The organism is Blastococcus sp. CT_GayMR16 (assembly GCF_004570875.1).
Lineage (GTDB): Bacteria > Actinomycetota > Actinomycetes > Mycobacteriales > Geodermatophilaceae > Blastococcus_B.
The window spans coordinates 96,940-122,589 of sequence record NZ_SPQK01000001.1 but is presented as its reverse complement, the minus strand read 5'-3'; the positions used below and the strand labels follow the sequence as shown (position 1 = coordinate 122,589).

General features: G+C 66.9%; 22 protein-coding genes and 1 pseudogene. 12 read left to right on the top strand and 11 right to left on the bottom strand.

The genetic code is table 11. The annotated features are described in order from the left end of the window. The first annotated feature begins 118 nt into the window (after positions 1-118). Together E4P38_RS00645 and E4P38_RS00640 are read left to right on the top strand one after the other, a co-directional pair. Positions 119-1,696 carry a hypothetical protein gene (locus E4P38_RS00645; protein ID WP_135129789.1) on the top strand — a complete coding sequence of 526 codons (1,578 nt, stop codon included), beginning with the start codon at positions 119-121 and terminating at the stop codon, positions 1,694-1,696. After that, positions 1,693-4,344 carry a hypothetical protein gene (locus E4P38_RS00640; protein WP_135129788.1) on the top strand — a complete coding sequence of 884 codons (2,652 nt, stop codon included), beginning with the start codon at positions 1,693-1,695 and terminating at the stop codon, positions 4,342-4,344. The genes E4P38_RS00645 and E4P38_RS00640 overlap by 4 nt, the downstream gene beginning before the upstream one ends. A gap of 544 nt (positions 4,345-4,888) precedes the next feature. Here E4P38_RS00640 and E4P38_RS23700 read toward each other — a convergent pair. Further along, complete coding sequence (locus E4P38_RS23700) at positions 4,889-5,020, bottom strand: hypothetical protein (RefSeq protein ID WP_280791033.1); 132 nt, start codon at positions 5,018-5,020, stop codon at positions 4,889-4,891. Between the two features lie 670 nt (positions 5,021-5,690). Next, entirely contained in the window at positions 5,691-5,966 is a 276-nt protein-coding gene (locus E4P38_RS00635) for a hypothetical protein (protein ID WP_135129787.1), read from the bottom strand. A 450-nt stretch (positions 5,967-6,416) separates the two neighbouring features. Here E4P38_RS00635 and E4P38_RS00630 point away from each other — a divergent pair, with 450 nt between their 5' ends. Then, the gene (locus E4P38_RS00630) at positions 6,417-6,821 is read left to right on the top strand and encodes a hypothetical protein (protein ID WP_135129786.1); all 405 of its coding nucleotides are present in this window, start codon (positions 6,417-6,419) and stop codon (positions 6,819-6,821) included. An 814-nt stretch (positions 6,822-7,635) separates the two neighbouring features. Further along, complete coding sequence (locus E4P38_RS23695; protein ID WP_280791032.1) at positions 7,636-7,770, top strand: hypothetical protein; 135 nt, start codon at positions 7,636-7,638, stop codon at positions 7,768-7,770. A gap of 1,577 nt (positions 7,771-9,347) precedes the next feature. On the opposite strand, the gene E4P38_RS23320 is transcribed toward E4P38_RS23695, so the two are convergent. After that, a complete protein-coding gene (locus tag E4P38_RS23320; protein ID WP_245160703.1) occupies positions 9,348-9,668 on the bottom strand; it encodes a hypothetical protein in 321 nt (106 codons plus the stop codon). A 538-nt stretch (positions 9,669-10,206) separates the two neighbouring features. Here E4P38_RS23320 and E4P38_RS00615 point away from each other — a divergent pair. Together E4P38_RS00615 and E4P38_RS00610 are read left to right on the top strand one after the other, a co-directional pair. Next, positions 10,207-11,202 (top strand): hypothetical protein, encoded by a 996-nt coding sequence (locus E4P38_RS00615; protein WP_135129783.1) that lies wholly within the window; start codon positions 10,207-10,209, stop codon positions 11,200-11,202. A 124-nt stretch (positions 11,203-11,326) separates the two neighbouring features. After that, positions 11,327-12,244 (top strand): hypothetical protein, encoded by a 918-nt coding sequence (locus tag E4P38_RS00610; protein ID WP_167760377.1) that lies wholly within the window; start codon positions 11,327-11,329, stop codon positions 12,242-12,244. Between the two features lie 683 nt (positions 12,245-12,927). Here E4P38_RS00610 and E4P38_RS00605 read toward each other — a convergent pair. After that, a complete protein-coding gene (locus E4P38_RS00605) occupies positions 12,928-13,179 on the bottom strand; it encodes a hypothetical protein (protein ID WP_135129781.1) in 252 nt (83 codons plus the stop codon). A gap of 817 nt (positions 13,180-13,996) precedes the next feature. Between E4P38_RS00605 and E4P38_RS00595 the strand changes: the two genes are divergently transcribed. Together E4P38_RS00595 and E4P38_RS00590 are read left to right on the top strand one after the other, a co-directional pair. Continuing rightward, entirely contained in the window at positions 13,997-14,788 is a 792-nt protein-coding gene (locus tag E4P38_RS00595) for a hypothetical protein (protein ID WP_135129780.1), read from the top strand. Then, a complete protein-coding gene (locus E4P38_RS00590; RefSeq protein WP_135129779.1) occupies positions 14,778-15,506 on the top strand; it encodes a PE-PGRS family protein in 729 nt (242 codons plus the stop codon). Before E4P38_RS00595 ends, E4P38_RS00590 begins: the two co-directional genes overlap by 11 nt. Before the next feature lie 583 nt (positions 15,507-16,089). Here E4P38_RS00590 and E4P38_RS00585 read toward each other — a convergent pair. Together E4P38_RS00585 and E4P38_RS00580 are read right to left on the bottom strand one after the other, a co-directional pair. Next, entirely contained in the window at positions 16,090-17,154 is a 1,065-nt protein-coding gene (locus E4P38_RS00585; protein WP_135129778.1) for a helix-turn-helix domain containing protein, read from the bottom strand. Beyond that, the gene (locus E4P38_RS00580) at positions 17,151-17,600 is read right to left on the bottom strand and encodes a hypothetical protein (protein WP_135129777.1); all 450 of its coding nucleotides are present in this window, start codon (positions 17,598-17,600) and stop codon (positions 17,151-17,153) included. Before E4P38_RS00580 ends, E4P38_RS00585 begins: the two co-directional genes overlap by 4 nt. 938 nt (positions 17,601-18,538) lie before the next feature. On the opposite strand from E4P38_RS00580, the pseudogene E4P38_RS00575 reads away from it, so the two are divergent. Continuing rightward, positions 18,539-19,421 (top strand): annotated as a pseudogene (locus E4P38_RS00575) (IS3 family transposase). Positions 19,422-19,893: 472 nt separating this feature from the next. After that, complete coding sequence (locus E4P38_RS00570) at positions 19,894-20,550, top strand: SCO family protein (protein ID WP_135129776.1); 657 nt, start codon at positions 19,894-19,896, stop codon at positions 20,548-20,550. A gap of 109 nt (positions 20,551-20,659) precedes the next feature. Here E4P38_RS00570 and E4P38_RS00565 read toward each other — a convergent pair whose 3' ends face one another. Beyond that, positions 20,660-21,190 (bottom strand): hypothetical protein, encoded by a 531-nt coding sequence (locus E4P38_RS00565; RefSeq protein ID WP_209308853.1) that lies wholly within the window; start codon positions 21,188-21,190, stop codon positions 20,660-20,662. Then, complete coding sequence (locus tag E4P38_RS00560; RefSeq protein WP_135129775.1) at positions 21,187-21,402, bottom strand: hypothetical protein; 216 nt, start codon at positions 21,400-21,402, stop codon at positions 21,187-21,189. The genes E4P38_RS00565 and E4P38_RS00560 overlap by 4 nt, the downstream gene beginning before the upstream one ends. A 121-nt stretch (positions 21,403-21,523) precedes the next feature. On the opposite strand from E4P38_RS00560, the gene E4P38_RS00555 reads away from it, so the two are divergent. Then, on the top strand, positions 21,524-22,102 hold the full coding sequence (locus E4P38_RS00555) for a TetR/AcrR family transcriptional regulator (RefSeq protein WP_135129774.1): 579 nt from the start codon (positions 21,524-21,526) through the stop codon (positions 22,100-22,102). On the opposite strand, the gene E4P38_RS00550 is transcribed toward E4P38_RS00555, so the two are convergent. The 3 genes from E4P38_RS00550 to E4P38_RS00540 all read right to left on the bottom strand — a co-directional run bounded on the left by E4P38_RS00550 (position 22,071) and on the right by E4P38_RS00540 (position 24,687). Continuing rightward, positions 22,071-22,847: a TVP38/TMEM64 family protein gene (locus E4P38_RS00550; protein ID WP_135129773.1), complete on the bottom strand. Its 777-nt coding sequence runs from the start codon at positions 22,845-22,847 to the stop codon at positions 22,071-22,073. The genes E4P38_RS00555 and E4P38_RS00550 overlap by 32 nt on opposite strands. 345 nt (positions 22,848-23,192) lie before the next feature. Continuing rightward, complete coding sequence (locus E4P38_RS00545; protein WP_135129772.1) at positions 23,193-23,621, bottom strand: hypothetical protein; 429 nt, start codon at positions 23,619-23,621, stop codon at positions 23,193-23,195. A gap of 31 nt (positions 23,622-23,652) precedes the next feature. Beyond that, positions 23,653-24,687, bottom strand: coding sequence for a prolipoprotein diacylglyceryl transferase family protein (locus tag E4P38_RS00540; protein WP_135129771.1), 1,035 nt, complete (start codon positions 24,685-24,687; stop codon positions 23,653-23,655). 751 nt (positions 24,688-25,438) lie between these two features. On the opposite strand from E4P38_RS00540, the gene E4P38_RS23315 reads away from it, so the two are divergent. After that, complete coding sequence (locus tag E4P38_RS23315; protein ID WP_245160702.1) at positions 25,439-25,618, top strand: hypothetical protein; 180 nt, start codon at positions 25,439-25,441, stop codon at positions 25,616-25,618. The last annotated feature ends 32 nt before the right edge of the window (positions 25,619-25,650 follow it).

Sequence of the window (25,650 nt, the reverse complement as noted above, 5' to 3'; positions counted from 1 at the left end):
CACGGAGCGGGACGTAACACCACCGCGCGTCGGGCCCCCGCGGTGGGTTGGCGCGTCACTCGACGTGAAAGAGGGCCGCGACCCCCTCGGGTTACAGACGACTACACAGGACCGTCTGATGCCCCGGCTGCTCCCAGGGATCCTCGAGTTGTCTCGGCAGGCCCGGTACTTCTCGTTCCATGCCTACCTCCTCGACAAGTATCGAGAGCTACGCCTTCCCGCCGACGGAAACTCGCTGTCAACGTTCATCAAGGCCCGCGAGTGGGAGTACGGCCTCGCGGTGCTGAATTGTCCCCACGGCTGCGAGTACGGGCCGGTCGGCGCCCAGAGCCTCCGCGGCATCGTTAACAACCAGGAACCGCCCTACCCGCGAGGCCAGTCCGTGGAGAGCGCCTTCGGTGGCTATGGGCTCTACTACCGATCCCCGCTCGCCGAGCTCGGCATCGTCGCCCGAGCCGGCACGCTGCTCGGCGACACGCCGATCACGGTGGACGTGCTCTACGGCACCGACCGCGCCCGCAGGCTCGCTTCCACGTTCAGAGATGCCGTGGCAGGCACTGAGTACGCGACGTCGTGGATGCTCACCACCGATCCCATCCCGCGGGACGTCCTCGTCGAGTACGCCCGCGTCGCTTGCCTCTGTCAGCTCAGCGAGCGCCGAGCCGAACGCGATGCGGTCCATGATGCGTTGTTCGGCGAAGATCCCGACCCACCACTGGCGCCCGCGCCGGCGGCGCAGCCCAGCGACGACGCCGCCGAAGCGGGCGAGGAGGACGCGGCGGATATCGCCGCCGTTGCGACCGGCGCGGCGGTGACCCAGCGACGACGCAGCGTCGCCCATTACCTCACGCTTATCGACGGCGATCCCCAGGTCGTCGATGATGAGGGCGCTTACCGGGAGGCGCTGTGGTCGCCGCCGTTGCCGTACAGGTCCGCCGACCACGAGCGAGTTGCTGGGCAGTGGGCCGGGCTGGTGGCCAAGGACGTCTGGCAGGACGCGTTGTGCAGCATCTGGTCTGAGTTCTGCCGGGCTGGGATCAGGGCGTCGCTGACCGGACAGGGCGAGGGACTCACGTGGGAGCGAGTTCGGTCGATCGCCAGGGAGATGGTCGGCGGCCCTCCGGCGTTGACAGCCGACCTGGCGACGGCGGAACTCGTCGCACGCGTCGCCGACGGCGGTATCTCGCTCCCCGGCGTCGAGCTGCCAGTACAGGATGCGCCACTCGAGGTGCTGCGCGCCGCCACCGACACCATCGACACTGCGACCAGCGGGCTGATCGTGTTCCTGGAACTCCACCGCCGGGCATCCGGCCGCACCGACCCCGGCTGGATCCTCTCTTCAAACGTGCGGTCCAACTGGCAGCCGTCGCTGGCCACCGTCCTCGAAGCGCTTAACACCCACCTGTCGGAGGCACCCACCGTTGCTGACACGCTTTGGTGGATCGTGCACCGCTTCATCGTTAGCGTCCACGAGCGGATCGCATACTCGAAGTTGCCCGAGCACACGTTCCGCTTCCGCTGGGAGGACGGCCGAGTCAGGTTCTTCAACAACGGCATCGGGCGGTTCCCCCTCGCTGCGATCCGCAATGAGCCGCTGTCCCGGCTCACCGCGGACCTCGGCCTGTGGGACCGCGACAACAACGATGCCGTGCTGACAGATCGAGGGCGGGCGTTCATCGCGGAGACGCTCCCGTGAGCCCCGGCCCGCCGGACAGCGACCCGGCACTCGTCATCAAACCGATCGCGGAGCTGTTCCACGCCGACTGCGTCGCACTGTGGGCAACCACGTACAACCTCGACCTCGCCCTATTCAACGAGTACCTGCTTGGCCGACTCGGTGATCCACCGCTCAACGCCGTCGTACTCGCCGACCGCGACCGTCTCGACGCCAGCCTTGACGCTGTACCGCCCGAACGCATCGAGATCCTCGGGCCCGTCAATCGCCGGTGGCTGCTGCGCGGTGTTCGCGTCGGGCCCGGCCGCTTCCATCCAAAGTCGTACCTCACCGTGACGGCACGCACGGCGAAGTTGCTCGTCGGGTCGGGGAACCTGTCGACCAATGGCATCGACGCCGGGCGCGAGGTGTTCACCGCCTTCGTCGCCGGGACCCCGCACGGGGACGCCGCCATTCGCACCTGGCGGTCATGGATGCGCCGGCTCATCAATGCCGTCGACGACACCCTCCTCGCCGAGCGCTTCACCGACCTCGAACAGCGCCTGCCGAAGTTGTCCGGACCGAGTGCGGTCGCCGACTCCCCGCTGTGGCACAACCTGGACCGGCCGCTCGCCGACCAGTTCTGTGACACCGTGATCGCCCGTACCGGCGCGGTCGACCAGCTGATCGTCACGGCGCCCTACTACGACGAGGCGGGCGACGCCTTGGGCCGTCTCGTCGACCGCCTCAGGCCGAAGCGACTAATCCTGTATTTCGCCAGCTCCACCAATGTGGACGGAGGCCGTCTCGCCGCTCGTCTCGCCGGCGGGGGAGCCGAAGTCGAGACGCTCGCCTACGTGCCGGACCGCTTCACTCACGCCAAGCTCGTCGGCGCAGTCGCGGGGGAGGAGGGCTGGCTCCTCTCCGGTTCCGCCAACCTGTCCCACGCGGCACTCACCCTCCCAGCCGGGCTGGGCAACGTCGAGCTCGCGGTGTTCGCAGACCTCTCGCCGGACGTGCTGCGACACGCGTTCTCGCCTCCTGAGACCACCGCCGAGCCGCGGCCGTTCATGTCCCTCGCCGACCTGACCTTCGACGCCGGAGGCGAGGCGCCAGCGCCTCGACCGATCCGGATCACCAGAGCGACTCTGCTCGCCGACCGTCGCGTCCACATCATCACCGAGCCAGCGCTCGGCGACACCTGGCGTCTCGCGGACCACGCGAGCACTCAGGCTCTCGTCCCAGACGGGAAGGGGTCGACTACCGCCGCCCCGCTCGTCGGCCCCCTCGTGCACCTCGTTGACGGCGTCGGCGAGGTGGTGTCGAACCACGTCGTCATCGACGACCCAGACGCGCTGCACCGCGTCCTGCAGGTGGGCGAGAAAACCGGCACCGGCCGGCCAGCCGAGCTCACCACTACCGACCTCGACACTCCGCTCGGCCAAGCGCTGCTGTTCCTGCACCGCAACGTCGTCATGGACGTCTCCGAACGCGCCGGCGCCGGTGGTGCTGGGGACGTCTCCCGTGACGAGGCCGCTGGCAATGACGGCGACGATGACCTGTGGAACCGGCTTGAGCGGGAGAAGCTCGGCCGGGATCCGCGAGCTGGTACCTACGCCCGTCTGCTCGGGCAGCGCCTCTGCGGAGGCGACGGCGTCGCGGAACCGTTGATCGAGCTCCTCGAGGCGATGCTCGCCCGGGCACCCGGAGAGGCTTCCCCCGCCCGCTACGCGTCGCTGCTCCAGCTCATCGCACGTAACGCTGAGTCCGGGACGGGGGCGCGCTGGTCCGCGACGGCGAAGGTGCGCGTCCGCGCCCGGAATGTGCTGCGACGGTGGGCGGCTGCCCAGACCGATCCGCGCCTGTCCTGGGTAGACCCGCTCGCCCCGCTTGGCAACCTCTCCATGGTCGCGACGATCTTCGCTCAACTGTGGTGCCACAAAGCACTCCCCGGCGCCGTCATCGAGCTGACCAGCGACGACCTTGACGATCTTTGGGCCCGTTGGTTCCGGCCGTTCGTCGGAACCGGCCAAGGGGATGGCTGGCTCGACCAGATCGATCTCACCGACCAACGGATCCAAGTGCAGCTCGGCGGTGACTTCTCCCGGAGCATTACCGCCCTCTGCTGGCTCGCCATCCGGCCCGATGACAGGCGCCGCGAGCGAGTGGTCGCCTGGCAGCCGTACCTGCAAGCCGCTTTCGACAAAAACCTCGTCGACGTCGACGATGGCACGGTCGAGTTCCTGGCGGCCACCGGCCACCCGGTCGACCGTGGCCGGGTCGAGATGGATCTGCTCGGGGCGCTCGAATTCATCGACGACATGCTCTGGTGTGACCAGAGGGCAGCGGCCCTCGGCCTCATCCAGCTGACCCTCGAGGCGACCTCCGCTGGTCAGCGCACCTCGGTTCGCCTCAGGGTCAAGGGTGTCGAGGACCCGTTGAACGACCCGAGACTCCCTTCCTTGGTCGTCGCTGTTCGCCAGTATCGGTCCACCGACTCGGTTGCCTTGTTCGGCGCCGATTACGACTGGCGCATCGTCGCCGCGACGGGCGAGCCCCTCCTGTTCAAGGCGGGTCTGGGCGCCCCGCTCCTAGAGTCCTCGCCGTTGGAGGTCGGCACCGTCGAGCAGCTCGCGGTAGCCAATGGCATCCTCGCCGACCTGTTCCCCGCCGACGCCCGGGTGGCGTAGGTCTTGGAAAGTCGTCCCAGGTTGGCCTCGCGGGGAATGAGCCTCGGGACGGGGGCAGGGACGGGGACGGGGACGGGTCATGGGTGGGCCAGCGTCGGCTTAAGAGACGGCAGAGTTGCCGTCACGCCCGTCCGCGTATCCGCGGGCGGGATCCGGTCCGGGAGAAGCCCGCGAGGCGAGGAGACCGACGCCAAGCAGCCGGGCGGTGAGAACGGCGATCCCACCGCAGCCGATGCACGGCCCAACCCGGGTCCAGCAGCGCGACCATGCCGTTGGCGAGATGCCTTGGCTGGCAGGTCGCTGCTGGGAGGTCGCAGCTGGGTAAGACGTCGGAGAAGAACGCGACCGGCAGCAGGTTGGCAAGGCCAGCTGCGGTCACCGCCTTGCTCAAGGGCAACACCGCGGTCAGCGCCAGCCCGAGCGCGCTGAAGGCCGCGGTTCCGAGGATGAGCAGCCCGGCCCCCCGACGGCTGCCTGGTTTACGGGTTCTGCAGGTGCAGCTGGGGCTCCGGACAGGAAAGCCCCAGCTGCGCCTGCGCGGCTGCTACTTGCCGCTGCCGCGGATCGCTGCGCCACCGACCTTCTTTGCCTTATTGGGGTCGACCGGTGGCTTCGGGGTGCTGCCACTTGTCTCGCCACTGGTGTTGGCGCGGGTCTTCTCCGGGTTGTATGCCATGTCTTCTCCCTCTGAACACTCTCTGCCAGGACAGGCAGAAGTTCCCTCGCCGGGTCACCGAGCCTGTTGTATCGCCCAGCTATGCTCGTAGCCGGTGGCGTGAGCCGGCCAGCAGCCCATCTGTTGGATCGCCTCAACGGCGGACCGCATTAGCGAGTCGTATTCCGAGTCTGGAAGATCGCCGCCAATGACGCTGACGACAAGCCTCTCCGCACCTATCGCCATCCATCCGCCATGGGTCGCAGCGTCAGCCATTACCTTGAGGAACCCAGACCGGTCTGACAGTGCGACTTGGTAGGCTCGAAACTCTAGGTCCCCAGGAAGTGGTTGGTTCTGCGGGTCGAACGAGAACCGGCCGAATCCTTCTAATTCGCCGATCAGCGAGGCGCCCGCCTCTCCTGAGTTGCGGCCCTGACCGCGCTGTCGACCAAAGATTGCCATGCGATGTATCACCTCTGTGTCGTGGCGGGATGCGTTTGCGCGGCTCAGGTTGTTGGGGAGACCAGCAAGATGGCGAAGGTGCATGGTCCGCCGCCAGGCGCCCGACGCCCTCGTCAAGGCAGCGACTCTAGAACGTCGAACTCCTTGAGTCGCGTCGTCTTTCACGAGCAGTGGTCCGAAAACCAGACGAAACCCCTAGAACTGGCAGTGGAACAGTCCTCGCGTCAGTTCAGACGCGAAGGATTCGGCGAGTCTCGTGACCGTTAATTTCGTCGACGGCCTTCCACCTGGAGGCCGGCGAACCAGTGGCCAGCCAGAAGACGAGGGTCGCCGGCCAAAACCAGGTCTTCGCGATGGTCGCGATCGCCCAGCCACCAAACCCGGTGGGGTGGCCGAGGACGAACTCGCGCCAGTCGGGTTGGACGTCGGGGAAACCGACTCGGTGGTAGAGGACGATCCAGGCGATGATGAAGCCGGCGAGGTAGACAAACCCGAGCGCTTCCATGCAGTGCTCCCCCGTGGGTCGTTGCGTGGGCGGGGACTTTGGTGGTGTGGAATCGCTGCGTCAAGGGGTTGAAGAGTCGCCGCCTCGGCGGCCTGCGTGTCGCTCGGCGTGTCGACGCTATGGGATGCCCGTGGCGAGGAGGGGCAAGCTGTCAACATCGCTCAAGTCCGTTCGGTCGGCATCCGGGCTCTGGAGCCGTCGCAGAGAACGGTCGAAGCGCGGGATCGCCAGGTGGGACCACTGGTGCAACAGATCGCAGCGGACGCCTGGAACCTCGGTCTTCTCCGTGGGACCCGCGTTTCATGTGGCATGCCGCGGGCGATAGGGAGGACGACTGTCGGCGCCGCAACTCGCGACACGTTCCTCTTGACCCGTATCACTCCCTACCGGAAGGTCACTGCTTACGGGGGATGCGGTGGTCGCAGCTACGGCGGTTGAAAGGGACGGGTTATGGGATGGTTCCGGGAGAAGACCGCCGGGCGAGGCCGGACCGCGCCACTGCAAATGCCGGACCAGCTAGCACAAGAGGCAGCCGACCAGTACGGGAACCGAGACTTTGCCGGGGCGCTGCAGACCTACGGCCGAGCGATCGACAAGATCCACACAATGTGCGTGATGGCATCGCCCGGTTCCCGGATCAGATCGCCCGGGCCACAGGATCAGCCGATTCTCGACGGTTTCAACAGCTCGCTGGGTGCTGCGCTAGCCCTCAATCCGCGGCTCGACGTGGCCACGGAGGTCGAACGGGCGACTGCCTACCTTCGGCAGGTCGCTATGGAGAGTCCTGGCGAGGCGCCACGATACTTCGACGCAATCGAGCGGTTCGAGTCCACCTACAGGGCCGGCGCCAAGTGACGTCACCTGCAAATAGCGAGGCGGGTCCCACATCGGGTTGCATCGTTGATGCAGGGAGACGACCTTTCTGTCAGAAGTGACACGACGCTGGCGGCAGTCTCGGTGCGGTGCAGTCTCGGGCCTTTAGGCGAGGGCGGGAATCGCGCGGACGGGACGCCCCACCCAACGCCGCGGGATCGCGTCACAATGCCGCAAAATTGGATCTATTGGTCATCCGCATCTGCAGCCGACGGAGTGCTTGCGTTCTGCTCGGCCCGGTCGGGCTGGCGCCGCACTAGCGCCCGCCGGTAGGTCGGCGCGCGGCGCTGGTGGTGCTCGACGCACCGGCCGACGCGGCTGGCGGCCATGGCGTGGGCGGGGCGATCTCGGCGTCCAGCTCGTCTACGCGCACTGGGACGGCGAGGCTTCGTTGCTGCGCGGCCGGACCTGGGCATCGGCCCGGGCGGTCCGCGGCCAGCCTCATCCGGACGAGCGCTGCGTCCAGCTCGGCGGGCGTGCACCGCGCGGCCGTCGGGGCCGCGGCCTGCTGTCGAGCGCGCAAGCTTGGCCTGCTTGAAGTCGGCCGGGCGGTCCGCGTCCACCGAGCTCCGTGGCTGCCGACCGCCCCCGCAGCAGGGAGATGCGCGCGCTGACGAGGCGTAGTGAGTGATGCGTGTAGGCATGAACGGTCGCCGCGACTCGGTACCAAACGCGCACAGGCGCACCGTCGCCACGCTCGGCAGCGCGGTGAGCGTTCCTGGTCGCCGTTCGAGTCGCTCAGGCTTGCCGACCGTGCTAGCTTCCGGGCCCGACCCGCTCCCAGTAAGGAGTGCAAATGGACCTGTTCGAAGACATGATCGTCACACTGCCGGCAATCGAGGTGCCTGGCACGTATGACCCGGAGGCGCAGACCTGGAGCGTCGAGTGTGAGGCTCAGCGCTCCCCTCAGAAGCATCACCAGGAGAACTGAGCAGCTGGGGGCAGGGTCGCGCTCGGCTGCGCGCCACTCGGCCCTGTCTCATAGCTGGAAGTCCTTCTTCCTGACATGAATGTGGCGAACGATCCCTCCGGATACTGCGTTCTCGAGGGTGTGCTCAAACCGGGGCACATCAGCCCGATATTGGCTGAGCTTGCCGAGCTAGCTGAGCGCGACGCCGCAGCGGGGGCATGGCGCTCCCAACGGAAGCTCCACGTGGAGCATCTGTTGGACGCGGGACCCACATTCGACCGCGTTTGGTTCTCGGACCGATTGCTCGCGGTTGCAGCCGCTAGTCTCGGACGCGACTTCTACCTTCTGGGTGCTAGATACCGAGCGCCACTTACTGATGCCGGCGAACAAGTTTTGCATGTTGACGACCCGGGCACCCCCGGCGCCATTCCGCGGTTGCTCAACGTCATTGTGCCGTTGGTCCCCTTTACGGCTCTCAATGGCGCGACCCGTGTCGTCCCTGGGTCGCACGTGTCAGAAACACCGCCGACCGCTCCCGAGGACCCGCTCGAACCAGTTCCTGGTGAACGCGTCCTCCAAGTGGGGGCTGGCTCAGCGATATTCTTTGGCGGCGGTCTTTGGCACTCCGGTACAAGGAATCGCACGGGCCAGCCGAGACATGCTCTCGCAATCTCCTACGCGCGACGCGGGTCCAACCTATCTACTGTGCCACATGCAGCCGAGGAGACTCTTAAGCGGCTGCCGCCAGGGCATGTAGCCATGCTGCACCCGTGACTTCAGGAGGTGCGGCAAAGGGGATGACTCCTCGACGGGGGCGGAAGGACGTTGAAGAACACTCCCGATTAGATGTGGTCGCGTTCATCGACCCCTCGGTTGCCCCGCATCCCTCCGCCCACGACTCCGCTCGGCCACGATTTGGTGCCTTCCGGGCGCAATGGTCACTTCTGAAGGCCCTTGCATCTCAAACTGATAGCGTTGCTCTTACTCTTGTCAGCACACCCGAGGGCGAAAAACGTCTCGATGAAAGCGCTCGCCACTGGCTTGGTGCGCCCGTTAGAACAATCAACTATTTACAATTGCCGACGTTAACCATCGACAGCTCCCGGACGATCATTCACCACGTCGGCCAAGTCTTCGACCAGGCCCCGTACGCAATTAGAAGTGCGCTGGGCAGGCGCATCCCTGTGACTTCCAATCACCACTCCCTCGGCTATTCGCATTTGTTGCAGGCCGCGTCCGTCCTAAACCGCGTAGAAGCGCAGCCAAAGGACGCCATAATCGCCTCTTCGCCGCATGCACGGCAGGTGCTCGAATGGATGATAGATGCTGCCGCGCCAGAATGGCCCGGCAGCATCCCAGTGATTCCGCTCCCAGTGGAAGGGCGACCGCCAACAATTCCGGAAAGAGTTGCCGCCCGGGAGCGCTTCGGTCTTCGACCAGATGACATCACTATACTGAGCCTTGGGCGCCTCTCGCGTTCTGACAAAGCAACGCTAGAACCCCTCCTGTGGAGCTTCGCCGAGATATGCCAAGGCACAGGCGCGGCGGCTCGCCTTATGATAGTCGGCGACGACTCAAGCGGTTACGCTGCAGAACTCTCAAGGGAAGCGCAGCTCTTTGGCATAGCAGAGCGTGTGCAAATTCTTGCCGATGTCGACGACGACGTTCGTACGCAGTCGCTTTGGGCAGCCGACATATTTGTGGGGCTCTTCGACAGTCACCAGGAGGCCTTCGGACTCACCGTCGGCGAGGCGCAGATGGCAGGCCTTCCCTGTCTGGTGTCTGACTATTCTGGCGTAGGCACTCTTATTCGCGACGGCGTGACCGGTATCGCTCTCCCCACAACACACCTCCGATCGGACCGACTCGAGGACATGTGGCGACACCTCCTCACGTGGGAGGCCGACCATCTCCACCATGCACAGTTGGTCCGGGTGGACCGTCGCGCCCTATCAAACGGCCTCCGAGCGCTCGTGGAACACCCCGAACATCGTCGACGAACGGCTACCGCTGCTCGCGAACACGCTCTGACGCAATTCGCACCAAGGTCTATTGCAGAGCAGTACGTTAGTCTCTGGCGGCGCGGCGGTGAGAGGACCCCTGCCGACCGCTTCCCGACTGGTGAGCCGTCGGCGAGGGAATCCCGTGTCGGCCCTTTTCAGAGCTTCGCGAGTCAGGTATTGGATCCATCGATGTACCTGGTTGCATGGCAACCGCACCAGCGCTTCAAGGTGACGGACCTAATCGACAACGTCATCAGCGATCTTCCTGGAGCTGGGGTAATCGAACGCTGCGCCAGGGTGCTGGCGTCAAATGGGTCCTACGTGCAGCCTCATGAGTTGGCTCAAGCGGCTGGGGTTAGCGACGATGCGACACTTCTAGCCATCGCGATCTTGTCGAAGTATGGCTATGTGGAGTTCATCCCCAGGGGAAGTCCAGGTTGCGGAGGAGGTCCGATTGATCGCCGTCTTCTCACATAGGAAAGGAACGGAAGCCGACCGCGTTATTCGTCATCTAAGAAGCATCGACGCCCCGGCGGTTCGGGTCAATATGGGCCATGGCGAGGCTAGTGTTGCAATCGGGTTGACCCCAAGTGGCACCACATTCAACATCAATTGTGACGCGCGCGAAGTCGCAGGAAGCCAGATATCGGCCGCCTGGCTCCATCAACTGCCGATGGAACAGGCAAGGCATGGAAATCCGCTCGCCAGAGTTGCTGCGGATTCGAGCCGTCTTCGTCTGTGGCAGGCCGTTATGGAACTCGTGGAGCCCTCCTGCTGGCTTACCAAGCCCGGCGCCCTCCAACTGGCCGCGAATAAGGTATTGCAGTACTCAATGGCGCGTAAAGCTGGGCTGCAAGTCCCCCCAACGGTCGCTGGTAATGAGATGGTGGCTGTTGTTGCATCACTCGGGACCCAGGTTTTGGCGAAGTACCTAGGTGATTCCGCCGCGTTATGGAGCGCTGGAGATACGGGTCACGCGGCGACAACGGTCGAAATAGATCTAAGTGGCGCTAAGGACGACTCTCTGATCGCCTCACCGGCCTTGTACCAGACTAAACTCGAATCCGAGCGAGAACTACGTGTCGTCATGATACGGGGTGAATCTGGTGCGGCGCCACGCGTCTTCGCGGCGGGGACGTCAAAGCCTGCCGGCGTACTAGACGTCCGCCTCGTCGACGGCGGCATGTCAAAGTATTCGCCTTGCACGCTCCCCCAAGAGGTGTTGATGAAGCTGGAGTCATTGCTTGCCAGCCTAGGAGTTGGATTCTGCTCAGCCGACATCTTGGTGGACTCGGAGGCGCGACATTGGTTCCTCGACCTGAATGCAACGGGCGCCTGGTGGTGGATCGACGATCTGTACGAGGGGGCAGTCACAGTTGCAATCGGGGAGGCTCTCGTCTCGAAATCCGCTAACTTGGCGAATTGGGAACCTCCACATGATGATGCGTAGCCGGCCAGATATGCCTTGGCCCTCGGTTGCGGCTCCTAGGTCCTCCTGGGCTCAGCTGGCTTCGATCGACGGGCCCGTCTGGTGCTCCGACAAACGCACTTGGATCGTCCACAGTCCGCGCGACGTGATGCGTATCTGCAACGATGTCGCGTCGTTCTCCAATAATGTCCCTGGCCACCGGGACGTCAGGCTTGACTTCCTTCTCACGGTGGATCCGCCTCAACACTCGTTCGAACGGGGCCTCTTCATGTCCCACTTCTCCGAGGTGTTTAGAAGGGTCCGCAACGAATCTGCTGGGCTGGTTCGCGAGGTGGGCGGTCGGCTTGACGGAGGCCGCTCCGTCGACATCATGAGCCAGTACTGCCGGCCTATCGCAGAAAGTGTTCGAGATGCTGTCCTGGCGATCAACGGACCCCCACACGGGCCGTCGCTGGAGGCGCGAGTCGAAGCCTTATTGGGGGGAATCGGCGAAGCGAGCAGCGCTCGCATCGTCCCGCGCGCAAAGCTGCCTCCGTTGGCGGGTCTGCATCTCGACCTGGTTGAGTCGGGGCGTCCGGTTCATCAGGTGGACGGTCAGATTGCCGGTCTCGCGGCCGCCCTCTTGGTTGCACTGGAGGACACCTTGGCGTCCGCGATCGGGTTGGCGTTGCTGTCAGGCGTCGAAGGGGATGGCTCGAGAAGAGGCAGGAGACGGTCCGCAATCATGGAGGACAGTCCGCTTCTTGGTCTTTACCGAAGCGTGAGACGGGACGTGGAGGTCGCCGACCAGCGGTTGCAGCATGGAGAACTCGTATTTGTCGCCTTCGCGGCGGCAAATCACCAGACGGCGCTCAGGGGGGAGCCGTGGCCGGACTATAGCTTCGGGTGGGGACCGCATCGCTGTCCGGCTCGTCATCTCGTCAACCGCGTGGTTACCGACGCCGTCGGATATGGAAAGGATCGGTTCACGGTGGAAAGTAGGCGTCCCATCGAAGTGCGCGAGCACTCACACTTTCGCGCGCCGCTGGAGATCGTTGGACGAGTATTGCCGGGGGTGGGGTAGTGGTCAGTCCCTATGCCTGGGCTGACGTCGACTGGATACCGGAAGCCGCGCCGTTGAAGACGGCTCCGTTGCTTATCGATAGTCCTGGCCCTCAGGTGCGCCCTGACGGTGGGGTGCTGGGTAAGGCCCGGCACCGAGTGACACCGTATGAAAGTCGCCACGCTTGGCCTAGAGAAATAGTCCTGACGATGGAAGGTATGCATCGCTATACGGTGCTCAGCGCATGGATCCTGGATTATGCCGAGGGAGACTTCTCTGGTCTGCACTCGGACCGTCCGGACTCGGCAGTAACCGCGCTGGTAGCACTAGGCGACCTGTCGGACCCACTGGTCTTGTGCGACCAGCTCATAGGGGAGACTGATGAGTCCCTATTAAGGCATGCACTCGAGAATCCCTTCCCCCCGGGGCTCGATGTGATCCTCAGGCAGGATCGCTGCCTGTTAGTCCAGGGGAGTATTACTCCGCACCATAGGCCGCCGGTCACCTCGCCATGTAAGATCTTGTCAATATCGCTGCGACAAGTCTCGTAGTAGTGCGCTTTCGGAAGAGCGTCTCACGGGCAGCGCCATATGTTGTTTGCAGCCGGTTCCGAGGTTTGGCGCATGGGGCCGGCGTAACGGAAGGTCCCACACTGGCTAAGTACAGATATCCTAGGAAAGGCAAGCTCTAGGAGGCTAAGTCCTTCAGGCTGATTCGATGCGAGCGTTTGGGTCAAGCCTGCGCATCTCTTCACTAACCGCCTGCATATAGGGCCGGATGAAGCGCGCGTCCGACGTTGCGCCGAGACGTCCCCCGATTCCTGATCGCCCGGATGAAACCAGGGCCATGGAGCAGCGCGTCTTTCCGCCATTCGTGCCTTCGATACTGAACGTGACTTCTGACCCAATCGCAGTTTCCGCTTCTTGAGCGGCCGTCTGGGACAGGATGCTGCCCATGGCCCCCAAACCTCTCCTGCCCTCGTATGTTGCCGTCGCGGACCCTGTGGTTGTCTTAACGCTCCAGCGCGCTTTCGCCATCAGGCCGCCTTTCCCATTGAATGCAGACGTAAATGCTTTAATGCATTCGCTGGGTGAGGCGGAGACTTCGTAACTCCAGGTTCGCCGATGGTCCAGTAGGCCCACGACACCCTCCAGGTTGGCGCCGACGTGTTCCCGAGAGGGTAGTCGAGTCGGGCGCGCTGGCTAGTCAGAAATCGATGGAGCCAAGAGTTGGATGCCTCAAGTCTGGTGAGTCTGTCGCTCGTAGATGGCGGCCATGGCGCCCATGGCCCGCCTTCTTGCGGGTCGGCTCGGGTCCGGAGCGGCCTTCGCCAGCGCGTCGGTACGCCGCGGCGGTCTGGCTGCCTTGTTCACCGTGTACGGCCGTGGGCAGAAGGGGCCACCTGACCGCCAGGCGTGCTGCGCTCTCCTCACTCCTACGCCCGGGGGCAGGCGGCTCCACCACCTTGATGCCGGCGTTCGTCAGCATGCTGAGGTCGAGCCGCCACTCATGAGTGGACCGCCGCTCCCATAGTGCGAAGGCCCGATCGATGTGGGCGTCCACCTCGCCGGTCGACCAGCCGTTGACCGCTCGAAGGTGGGCGGTCGCCTCGGCGGAGGTGCCGGTTACCTCGGCGAAGGCGAACGGAGCCGCCCGAGGAGCAGCCCCGGCTCCCGTGACAGCTGCCCGCTCGGCTCGGCGGAGCAACCGCTGCGGCGGCCGCCAGTCAGGCAGACTGCTCACCAGTCCGGGGAAGGCGGGGGAGTGCGGAAGATGGCGCGGGGATTGCGGCTGGCCGCAGCTGTCATCCCGGCGCTGGTCATCATCGGCAGCTGCAGCGATAAGGACCAGAAGCCGGATCCGGCCACCGCGGCGGCCGCACCTTCCTCCTCCGCGCCCCACGCCACCGAACGACCCGAACGGTCTGCAGCGCCAAGCCGGCAGGCGCCCACCGCCACCACTGCACCGACGACGGCGCCGGGCCCGGCGCCGCTCGACGTCGTCCCCATCGCCTACGCCGGCGACGTGGCAGATGAGCCGACCATGCCGCCCCTACCGCCGGTGCCACCGCCGGGCATGCCCGCAGCCACTGTCGATGTCCGCGGCGGCTGGACCGGCGGCTTCCTCCTCGACGGCAGCGACCCGCGGGTGGGCGTCAGCTGCAACGCCCAGCCTGAGCCCCGGGCCGGCATCGAGGTGGCGGGCCTCAACTACATGGCAACCAGCAAGGCCGGGGTCGGGGAGTACGGGCTGCCCGACGGTGGGTGGTCGCTCCGCGTCACGCGCACCGGAAGCATCGACAACCCGGCAGGCATCGGCGTCTCCATCGCCGCGGTGGACGCCGACGGGGAGGCGGTGGAGATTGCCGGGTTCGGCACAGAGGCCGAGCCCAACATCGCAGCGGCCGGTGCAACCGACAACTCCGCGGTCGCGTTCTCCTTCGTCAGCGTCGCTGTGCCTCGCGACTTCTCCCTGTACGAGAAAGTCACGTGGGTGACGGTCACCGGCACCGTCGTATGCCCCGGCCCCCTTCCCGAGCTCAGCTCACTGCGCGATGACGGCTGAGCTGTCCCGCGGAGGCCTGGACAACGTGCCGTCCGAACGCCGTTCATCGGACGCCCCAGACGCGTCGACTGCCGCGTTCACCCGGCTGCTGGCCTTCCTCGGCGGCGGCCGGCTGACCGACGTCGTGGCCGCACTGGAACATGAGCTCGCTGGAGCCAGCGGGAAGGAGGCCGCTGCCGCCGTCGACGCGGTCGGCATCGACGCGTCGCTGCTGGCGTCCGCGCTCCTGGTGCGCCGGGACCTCGGCCGGCTCAACGACCTCATCCACGCCTGCGCCATCACGCTGTGCCTGCCGCACATCCTGCTGCCGGGCGAAACCATCGTGCGGCGACCGTCCTTGGCGGCTGGCAACGACGAGTCCCGCCCCTACGACCTGGAGACCGACCGGCGGGTGGCCGAGTTCAAGCTCGCCCGCTGGTCCGGCGCGGACGCGATGCGCAAGCGCGGCGTGTTCCATGACCTCGTGCACCTCGCCGCGGCCGACGGGGACCGGGTGCCCGAGCTCTACGTGGTCGGGCAGGCGCCGATCCGGTTCCTGCGCACCACAACGGCGCGGGCGGCCTGGGGACTGGACAACTCCCCGTCGACCCAGGTGCTGTTCGCAGAGCGGTTCGGTTCGTTGACCACGCCGATCGGACAGTTCACCGAAGAGGCGGCGGCACACGTCCGGCTCATCGACCTGGCGGAAGTCCTTCCCGAGGTGGCGGCCATCCTCTGAGCAGTACGCCGCTACGGGGTTGGTGTGATGACGGCGCTGTCAGGCGCGGGTGTCGCACGCGGTCCCAGTGCACACCTGAAGGTCGGCAAGGCCCGGGCGGGGGGCGACGACTGTCGCGTCCAGCGTGTCCGCGTCGTCATCGGTGACCGCGATGACCTGACCGACGGCCCACTCGCTGGCGAAGGCGCCATACAACTACACAGGCTCTCGGACCATCGGAGCCTCGGGGGATCGGCAGTGATGAGCCCGAGGCGGCGTGTGCAAACTCGCGGCGATTCGTCTCGGGCACCCACTGCCGTCGGCAACGACTTCGTGCCTTAACCGTGCCCTAAGCACCGGCCATATCCGGTGGTCAGTGGTCAACAGGGGTAGTCACCGCTAAGGCACGGGAGCAGCGCCAAAGCCCTACTGAGCTGCGCAGACGGGCATCCGCGCTGGTCAGGATGTGGAGCGGGTGACCGGGATCGAACCGGCATGGCCAGCTTGAAAGGCTGGAGATCCTCGTCGCCGCCGAGGCTGACCTCGGACTTTGCGAACCGGTCGGTCGCTGCGGTGAGGGCCGGGCCCGTCGGCAGCTCGGTGGTTAAGCCGCGCCGAAGGATGCGCGCCGGCGGGAGACGGTGCGCTTCGTGGTGCCGAGCCGGGCAGCAATTTCTCGGATAGAGCTACCGTGGGCGGTGAGACGGCGGACGACCTCCTGTTGTTCGACTGCGGTGAGGTCGTCGTAGGAGATGCTGTCACCGGCAACGGCACGTTCAATGGCGATCTCGTCCATCTCGTGCTGTCGGACAGGGCTGGCGGTCAGGGCTGGCGGCGTGGGGTCGGTGTCGATGTCGTCCCAGGCCAGCGGTGTCGGCCAGCCTTGTGCCGCGGCGTGGGCTTGGGCGGCGTCTGCGGCGGCACGTTGCTTGCCGGTCATCCGTGGTGGTCGGCTGTTCCACAGACGCTCGTAGAGGGTCGCGATGTCGTGGGCGGTGCGGGCGGTGACCGACTGGCCGGTCATGCTGCGCTGGAGGCTGTTCGGGCGGCGGCCGAGCAGGTTCGCCAGTAGCTTGGCCGGCCAGCCGATGGCGATGAGGGCTTGTAGGCGGCGGCGGGTGCCGGTGGCGTCGACGCGGCTGTGCGGCGCCCGGCTGGTCTCGTTGATGCCGATGCTCAGCACGCGCGTGGCCGTGCTTGGGCGGACCCGCCGCGTTCCTCGAGATTTGCCGCGGCCGGGCTCGGCCAGCTCACGGGTGTGGCTGACCGAGAGGCCGGCGAGGGCAGCGATGCGCTCGACACCGATCCCGGCCGCACGCAAGGCAGCGATGTGCTGGCGGACCGGGTCGGCGTCGATGTACGGCTGCCAGCGGCCGTACATCCGCTCTCGGGTGACGATGCGGCCGGCGGCGGTGTTGGCGGCGCTGCACTTGGTGCAACGGCAACGGTCCTTGACGTAGGCGGCACGGGTTCCGTGTGCGTGGCGAGCCTTCGGATGGGTGCACTCGCGCGTCACTCGCGCCAGAAGTCGCTCGGTTCGGCGGCGGGCTTGATCGAGGCCGCGCCGGTGCTTGACGCACGAGTGCCGAGGATGACGAGCGTTGGCGAGTGGGGCGCTGGAGTAGTCGGCGGTGTAGCCGCAGGCCGGGCAGGTGCGGCTGACCTTCATCGCCGCCTCGGCTGCCGCGGTGGACCCGACCTACCGGTGGCGCGCAGGGTGCGGCCGGCGACGCAGGCTCGGTGCAGCCTGTTCTCGATCCAGTCGGTGCGAAGGGTGCCGGCATCCCCGACGTGCTCGTCGAAGGCCATGGCGGTGAACTGGGCGGCGACCGCCGACCATTCGCCGTCGGACAGCGGTCGCTCCAGATGGGCCTCGACGGTGGGCCGGTCGACGTAGGCGACGCTCGCTTCGAGGAGGTCCGCGAGATCGGTAAGCAGCCGGTAGGTGTCCCCGCCGTAGGCGGCGACGAGGGCCTGGAGAACCCAGGGGCGGACGGACTGTCCGATCGGCGCGACGTCGTCGCTGTCGCCGGTCGCTCGGCGCTCAGCAGCGTCGTCCGATTCGGGAGTGGGTGACGTGTCGGTGGTGCGTGCGGTCCGGTCCTGCTTCGACATCGGCGCTCCCACCCGGCGGCTGTTGCTCTCACCCGGAGAAGGCGCTGTTTCGGACCGTTTGGTGACAGGGGCGGCGGATTTTCCTATCGACTGCGTCGGAGACGCGTTGCGCACCGGCCCCATGCCCCAGGGGTTGTGCGGCCATTGCGAGGACCGCGCGTGTCAGCACCCGGCCGGCAGACCCACGGGCGCTGCTCGTCGAGGAGGCCTGTGGCGCCTGCAGGTGGCCGCGGCGGCTCCTCGCATCCCACCCGGCCTGCGAGCAGCGCATCCGCGCGCTCCTCTCCCGCCAATGCCGCCTTACACGGCTTACTGCTCCCGGTCGACCGAGACGGCAGGAGGCCCGCATCCGACCATGCCGGCGGGGGAGAGGAGGGTCAGTCGCAAGCGCTCGACTCCCGGGATCGGGCACCCTTTACGCACCCAATACACCCGTTTCCAGTCGTCCCCAACAGCCGCAACCAACGATTCGCACCCGGCCTGACCTGGGGTTTCAACGTGTCCCAACGCGACCCAACTGCACAAGATCAAATCGCAGGGTTAGTGGTTCGAGTCCACTCGGGGGAGCAAAAGCGCAGGGCACGGACTTGCGGAGGGCCCTAGGTACGCCCGTCGTGGCGGTGCCCCACTTAACCCCCACTTATTGCCTTCTCAAACCGGGGCCCCCGACCTGCGAGGGTCGCCACCGGCGACGGCTGATCCGTGGTGTCGTCCCCAGCGCAAGCAGACCCACGCGCACGCCGTGCTCCCGAGTTGGACACCGGGTGCGGTCCTGGTCCTGCTGCCGCAATCGCATGTCACTGAGACGTCGCTCGACTGATCCCGGCGGGCACGGCGGCCTCACAACAGCACAGCCAGCAACTGCTCGATGGGGACTGCCCCGGGTTCGGTTGACTCCTTGCCTGTGAGGCTGCGGCCTCGCTGGAAGGATCAGCACCGTGCCCAAGCCGTTCCCGAAGGAGTTCCGGCGTGACGTCATCGCGGTTGCCCGGCAGGGCGATCAGTCGATCGCGCAGGTCGCAAGGAGCTTCGGGGTCTCTGAGTCCTGTCTCGCCCGGTGGTTGAAGATCGCCGACCGTGACGACGGCCTGTCCGGCGGACCCTCGTCGACCGGTGACGCCGGTGCGGGCGGTGACCTCGAGGCGGAGAACCGCGAGCTGCGCAAGTGTCACCGAGGAGGGAGTGCGGGCCTCCCGCAACCGGGTCAACCGGCTCTGCACATCGCAGCGGCTGTGGTCGGTGCACTCGTATAAGCACGGCCTGAACCGCAAGCCCGGACCGCCGGTGCACGGCGACCTGGTGCTGCGCGACTTCACCGCGCCGGCGCCGAACCTGCTCTGGTTGACCGACATCACCGAGCACCCCACCGCAGAGGGCAAGCTCTGCCTCTGCGCGGTCAAGGACGCCTGCTCCAAGCGGATCGTCGGCTACTCCATCGGCCCGCGGACGACCGCCGGCCTCGCGGTCAACGCGCTGGCCAACGCCCTGGCCCTCCGCGGCTCGGTCGACACGATCGTCCACTCCGACCGCGGCAGCCAATTCCGCTCCCATGCCTACGTCCGGGCCCTGCGGAACGCGCAGCTGCGCGGCTCCATGGGCAGGGTCGGGGCCTGCGCGGACAACGCCGCCATGGAGTCCTTCTTCAGTCTGCTGCAGAAGAACGTCCTCAATCGCCAGCGGTGGCAGACCCGAGAGCAGCTGCGGCTGGCCATCGTCGTCTGGATCGAGAGGACCTATCACCGCCGCCGACGCCAAGACACCCTCGGCCGCATGACCCCCATCGAATTCGAGACACTGACCAGGGCCGCTCACGCGACCTGATCGCCCCTACCGGACAGAGTCAACCGAAGTCCGGGCAGTCCCATCCGCGTCCCGCCTGCGGCCGAGCAGGGTGAGCCGCGTAGCGCTGGCGCAACTCAGCCCGCACGGCCAGCGCTCAATGCACTACCTAGCATGGTAGGTGCCGGAGGCGTACTTCGACGTCGACGGTGCACCGTAAGCGCATGGCCCCGGAGGCCTCATGTCTCGTTCACGTCGCACCTGCGTCGCCGGGGTGGTGGCTCAATCTTTGAGCTCGGCTGCTTGCTCCTCGAGCTCCGGCGAATCGGGCCCGCGTCCGTCGAGCGGCGCGGACGTGGGCGCGGAACCCGCGCACGGCTCAGTGAAAGGTCAACCGGAGGCGTTTGCCGTCGTTCCCTCTGCCGGGCGTCGAGACCGGGTACGTGGCGGTGTCCGACGCAGGGATCTGGACCAGCGACGACGACGGCGCGACGTTCACGGTTCGGTACGCAGAATGCGCGCCGTTCGCCGGTGCGCCGCGGCCGCCCTGGTACTCGTGAGCCTGGGCGGCTGCTCCAGTACGGCCGCCGATGGGCCAGTCGGCGAAGTCGTCAGCGCCCAGTCGGCCGACGGCTTCGCCGGAACACTGCTCACCGACCCCCCTGTGCCGCGCCCAGCGCTGGTGCTGACCGACACAGAGGGCCGGCCGTACGACCTACGGGCAGACCACGGGGGCGTCACGGCCCTGTTCTTCGGCTACACGCAGTGTCCCGACATCTGCCCGACGACCATGGCTGATCTAGCCACGGCGAGACGCGAGCTGTCGGCGTCGCAACGCGAGAAGGTCACGGTCGTGTTCGTCACCGAGGATCCGGAGAACGACACCCCCGCGGTTCTGCGCGAGTGGCTCGACCGGTTCGACGAAGACTTCGTAGGGTTGATCGGAGGCGACGGCCGTACGGACACAGTGCTTGACCAGTTGCACCTGTCACGAACCGAAGGCCACGTCGACCCGGCGGGTGAGCCGACGCACGAGGACGGCGAACTGGAGCACAGCGGTGTCGTGTACCTCTTTGGCCCGGATGACGAGTCCACCGTTCTCCACAGCGGAGGCACGACCGTCGACCAGTACATCAGTGACATTCGAGGGCTCCTCACCGAGGGTTCCTGAGGAGACCGCCCCAGCGGCCCGTGTCATTACTCCAGGTACGCACAGTGCGAGCGACCCGCCGTCCCGGTCGTCCTGGGCCGGGCCGAGGGTGGCGGCTTCGAGGTGAGAACTATCTCTCGATCACCGCGGCTTGCGTGCGCTGCCGCCGCTGTTCCCCCTGCTTCCGCCAGCCGTACCGGGTCAGTCCCCTCGGCTTGTAGATCGAGAGGAACAGGATCAGGAGCAAGAGAAGCAGCCCGCCGATGGAGTGTGGCAGCGAGCCGGGAAGGTCCCGTGGGTCGACAGCGGTCGCCGCCGAGTCAGCCAAGGAGTGAACAGTTCGTGTTTCCAGCAACAGGACGCCGGTTGCGACGAGCGTAAGAAGCAGCTTCACGAGCACCCAGTAATGCTGGAACAAGCCCCACGACGTGCCGACCGCGTTGACGATCCCGACAGCCACCGAGGCGAGGGCCAACGGCACGATCGCGTACCCCACGATCAATTCCATGGCCACGTAGGCGCCCCGAACCAGCTCGACGTCACGACTGGTGACGGCGGTGAGGTCGAGCGTGATGTAGGCGACCACGGCGCCAAGCCAGCCCACCGACGTGGCCACGTGCGTCGACAGCACCGCCTTGCGAAGCCGCGGCGGCATGGTCATCCGACGGCGGGCGCGGCCGCCTCGGTAGTGCCGGTCGGACCCATCCCTGAGAAGTGACGGCCCGGACCATGCTGACCAGCGATGCCCGTGAGCTGGAGCACGAGGAACACCAGGACGAGAACGCCGACGACGATCGCGGCGATCTTGACCCAGCGCGGCATGCGGGGTGGGGTCTCGTGGGCGGCCTCTGAACGAGGGCCTGGCTCGGCCATGGGAGGTCCTTCCTGAAGGGCGGACGCATGTGTCGCCGGTCCGGCGATCGGAACGCTATCGATACACTCTGTCTCGGTCAACTCATGGTGTCTCGACCGTGACGACCCGTATACTTCGCCGGTGCCCAAGCTGTGGACCCAGACGATCGAGGAGCATCGGCGCACCGTTCACGACGCGATTCTGGAAGCGGCGTGGCAACTGGTGGCCGAGCATGGGCTGCTCGCGGTGACCATGTCGCAGATCGCCGAGAAGGCCGGCATTGGGCGCGCGACGCTGTACAAGTACTTCCCCGACGTCGAAGCCATCCTGTACGCCTCTCACCAGCGCCACGTCGCCGGTCACCTCCATCACCTGGCTGAACTCCGCGACGGAGGGGGAGACCCGGCTGAGCGGCTCGAGGCGGTGCTGCACGCGTACGCGATGATCGCGTACCGCCGTGAACAACATGGCACTGAGGAGATGGGCGCACTCCTTCATCGGGGAGATCACGTCAGTCGAGCGCAGCAGCAGCTTGTCGGTCTGATCGAGGATGTGCTGCGCGAGGTCGCTGCGGCTGGGGAACTCCGTGACGATGTCGCGCCCGACGAGCTCGCGAGCTACTGCCTGCACGCATTGGGTGCCGCGGGCAGCCTCTCGTCCCAGGCTGCGGTCCAACGTCTCGTCACCGTCACCTTGGCTGGCCTGCATCGCCAGCGCTGACCGCATTCGGCGTGCCTGACCGTGCGTCACCGGTGCCCGAGGCTCCACGCGCCGTGCGACTTGCCTGATGGCTGTGCAGAGGGTCGGGGGCCCCCTCGCGGTGACGGCGCCGCCAGGTCACCATCGCGCCGGCAATGATCACGGCGCCGACGACCACGACTGCGCTGGTGACGGACCGCGTCGACCAGTCGACCAGTGCCGTGGCTGAGCCGATGGCCACGTAGACGATCGATCCCGGCAGGAGGCCGACCAGGGTCCCGGCCGTGTACGGGGCCAGCCGAACACCGGTCAGGCCGGCGGCGTAACTGACCACCATGAACGGCACCATCGGCATGACCCTGGCGGTGACTACCGCCGGGAACCCACGGCGTCGCAGGAACTCCTCTATGGGGCCGAGCCGCACGCCGGCTACCTGCACCAGCGCAGCCCGCCCGAGGACACGGCTCGCGCCGTAGCCCAACACGCCGCCGAGGGCGCTGCCGATGACGACGATCCCGAGGCCGAGCGGGAATCCGGCGACCGCGCCCACCAGCACCGAGAGGACAGAACGGGGGAGGGGCGTCGCGAGAGCCAGCCCCAGGCCGACGACCATCAACAACCACGCAGCAGGCCCCGTCGCGTTTAGCCACGCTCGCACGGCGCTGATGTCTGGCACGGAGGTCGTCGCCGCGAAGGCAGTGCCGACAGTGATCAGCGCTACGAGGGCACTCGCGCGCAGCCACATGTCGCGCCGTCCGGCGCTCACAGGGCTTGGAGACCGTGGGGCGGCAAGGCCGGCCACTGCGCGAGTCCGCGGGCCGCCGAGAGCCCGAAAGGCGGTGAGATCCGGCCCGGTCGTCTGAGACGGTGCGCCGCGGCGGGGCCGTGATGCGGTGCCCTCGCGAGCGACAAGGCGGTGGTGCCGGGGCTTGCCATGGTGATCCGCGGTGCCCGTCTGTGCATCGAAGGAAGTCCGGTTCGCCAGGCCGTCGGCCGGGGCCGGATCGCCCGCGGAGCGCACGACTCCGTCCGAGCGGTCAACTACTGAGCATCGTAGCGGCGTTTGCGCCGCCGCTCTCGGTAGCTCGATGAGGCGCCGGTACAGCAGGCGTCATGAGTCGGGACTTTCACTTCCCCGAAACCGCGGAGGAAGCAGTGCTTCGACGCGTGGGAGCTGGGACGGATCGCACGACCGTAGCTCTTCCTTCAGCACGAGCAGCAGGGACAGGGCGGCGCCGTCCTCGTCGTCGATCTCGAACGCGCCATCGGGATGGCTCCGTGCGAACGCCAGCAGTACGGCGAGTTGGCGCTCTACGGTCTCCAGGGATCGGGACGACGTCTCGACTCCGCACGCCTCGCCCAAGCCGTGCAGCGCGGCGTGGGCCTGGATCACCTCGTTCTCGGGCACATCCGTGTAGGTCGGCGCCGGCGGCGAGCTCTGCAGCACCGCGGGCGCGATCTTCCCCTGTGGGGAGGGCGGGTTCGGCCACAAGATCAGGGCCAGCACCGTTGCGAGGACCAGCGCGCTGATCACCGCCACGACGAGAACCGTCCTGCCGCGACAGCCCGGGCTAGAGGGGCGCATCGACGAGTATGGCGAGGGACACCACGAGCACGAGCGCGGAGAGGGTCAGCGTCGTGCGCCGCCCCCAGCTGGTCAGGCGCGGAAGTCCGCGCAGTGGGAACAGCAACTGACGGCCGAGGATGTAGGCCGCGAGCCCGGCAACGAGTAGCAACCCGTCTACGGTCGGGTTCACGGTGGCCGCGGCGATCAATGTGGCGGTGGCGACGGCGCCGGCCATGCTCGACTCCATCAGCTGGACGGGTATCCGCCGGACGCCGACCCGCCGGTCCGATGACCAGACTCCCCAGCGGGATGCTGTGGGGCGGCCGGCGCAGCAGCCCCCGAGCAGGCAGCCCAGCCGACCGATCGACATGCCGAAGAGAAGTCCTGGTGCGCTGGCATCGAGCATCGGGGCCAGCGGGATGTTCGACCACCACGCCGCGAGGACGAGGGTGGTCAAGGCGGCGAGAACGAAGCCCTGGACCGACATGCCCGCTCTGAGGACGGGTGCCTTTTCCTGTCTGTGGGTGGCGAGGTAGTACATCTTGGCGCCGACCACACCGACCAATGCCGCGATGACGGAGACCAGGAGGACTCGTCCGGTGGGGAGGCCACGCTGGCCGGCGAGGAGTCCTTGGACGACGAAGGCGACGAGTGCGCCCAGGCCCACCAGCGTGGGCCACGCCCCCATGCGGACTCCCGGAGCGCACACACCCACGGCCGGCAGGTACATCGTCGTTCCGGTGGCCGTCGCCGTCGGCAGCAGTTCCGGACCATGCGGTGAACCAGCTGCGGCGCCCGGGTCCGACTGATCGCGAACGGGTGTGGCGGTGACGCGCCACTCGCCGGGCGCGATCTTCGGCACGCGGGCCGTCAGGGCGATACGACCGCTGCCGGGGATGACGCGGTCGAGGGTCTGGGTGATCTGGAACGAGTCAGCCGGCCCGGGTTCCGTCGCAGGGAGACGTCTGCCCGTGAACCGGACGGCGACCGAGTAGGGGTCACCCGATGGTGCGGCATCGAACCAGTAGGTCAGGCCCATCCCCTGGGGTTCGAGGTCTTGAGCCGGCTCGCACGACCACGATGCCACCGTCAGTGGCTGGGTGGGTGCGACCTTGACCAGGGCCGGCCGGACGGTCGCGAGCGGGGCGTTGGGACCATCGGCACGGGGGGCGGCGTCCCTCAGCTGGACGGCCCGCGGATCGCTGTCCGTCGGTGTCGGTGGCGGGACGGCGAGTGGCTGCTTGACCGGAACCGCCTTCGGCGACGCTGGCTGAAAAGCGCCGAAGGGCTGGCTGAGCACAGGCGTTTCTGTCACGGCAGCCGGGCGCCCGCGCGTCGGCGCGGACGCTGACGCAGAGGGCCGGGGTGGCCTCGCGTTCTTGACTGGCTTGCGTCCGCGTCCGGCGGACGAGCCTCGACGAGAAGACTTGGGGGACATTCGCTCACCTCTGGACGACGGGCGGGGCTGCCGGCTCGCTCACGTGGCTTGCCAGGGCAAGAGGCTGGCTCCGTGCCGACGGCTTCCGGAATCTACTATGACAAATAGTAGACGTGGCTGCGCATGTCGCTGGTCGATCCCATCGGAGACTCCGATGGCGCCAGAGACCCTTGCGTCGTTGTCCGACGAAGATCAAGTTGTCGTGCGCCCGGTTCCGGCCACGTTCCTGTCCGGCTCCTCGCGAGGCGCGCAGACATCACGCGGTCGCACTGCGGGCCGAACCAGGCCTCCGGCGGCGCATCGTGGCGCGGCGCTCGGAACCGTCGCCGTGGGGCTGACCCTCCTCGGCGCTGTGACTCAGGCCGGCGTCCTGGTGACTCGGGGACTGGCGACTCGACGGCTGCCCTGGGGCAACGTGGACGAGTTCGGTACGGCTGTCGTCCTGGTGGGAGTCGTCGCCTTCCTCGTCACGCTGCATCGGTCTCGCGAGAGCAGGCGACCGGGGCTGTTCGTCGCGGACCCGCAGCTGTAGCCCTCGTTCTCATCGGCCTGTTCCTCTACACC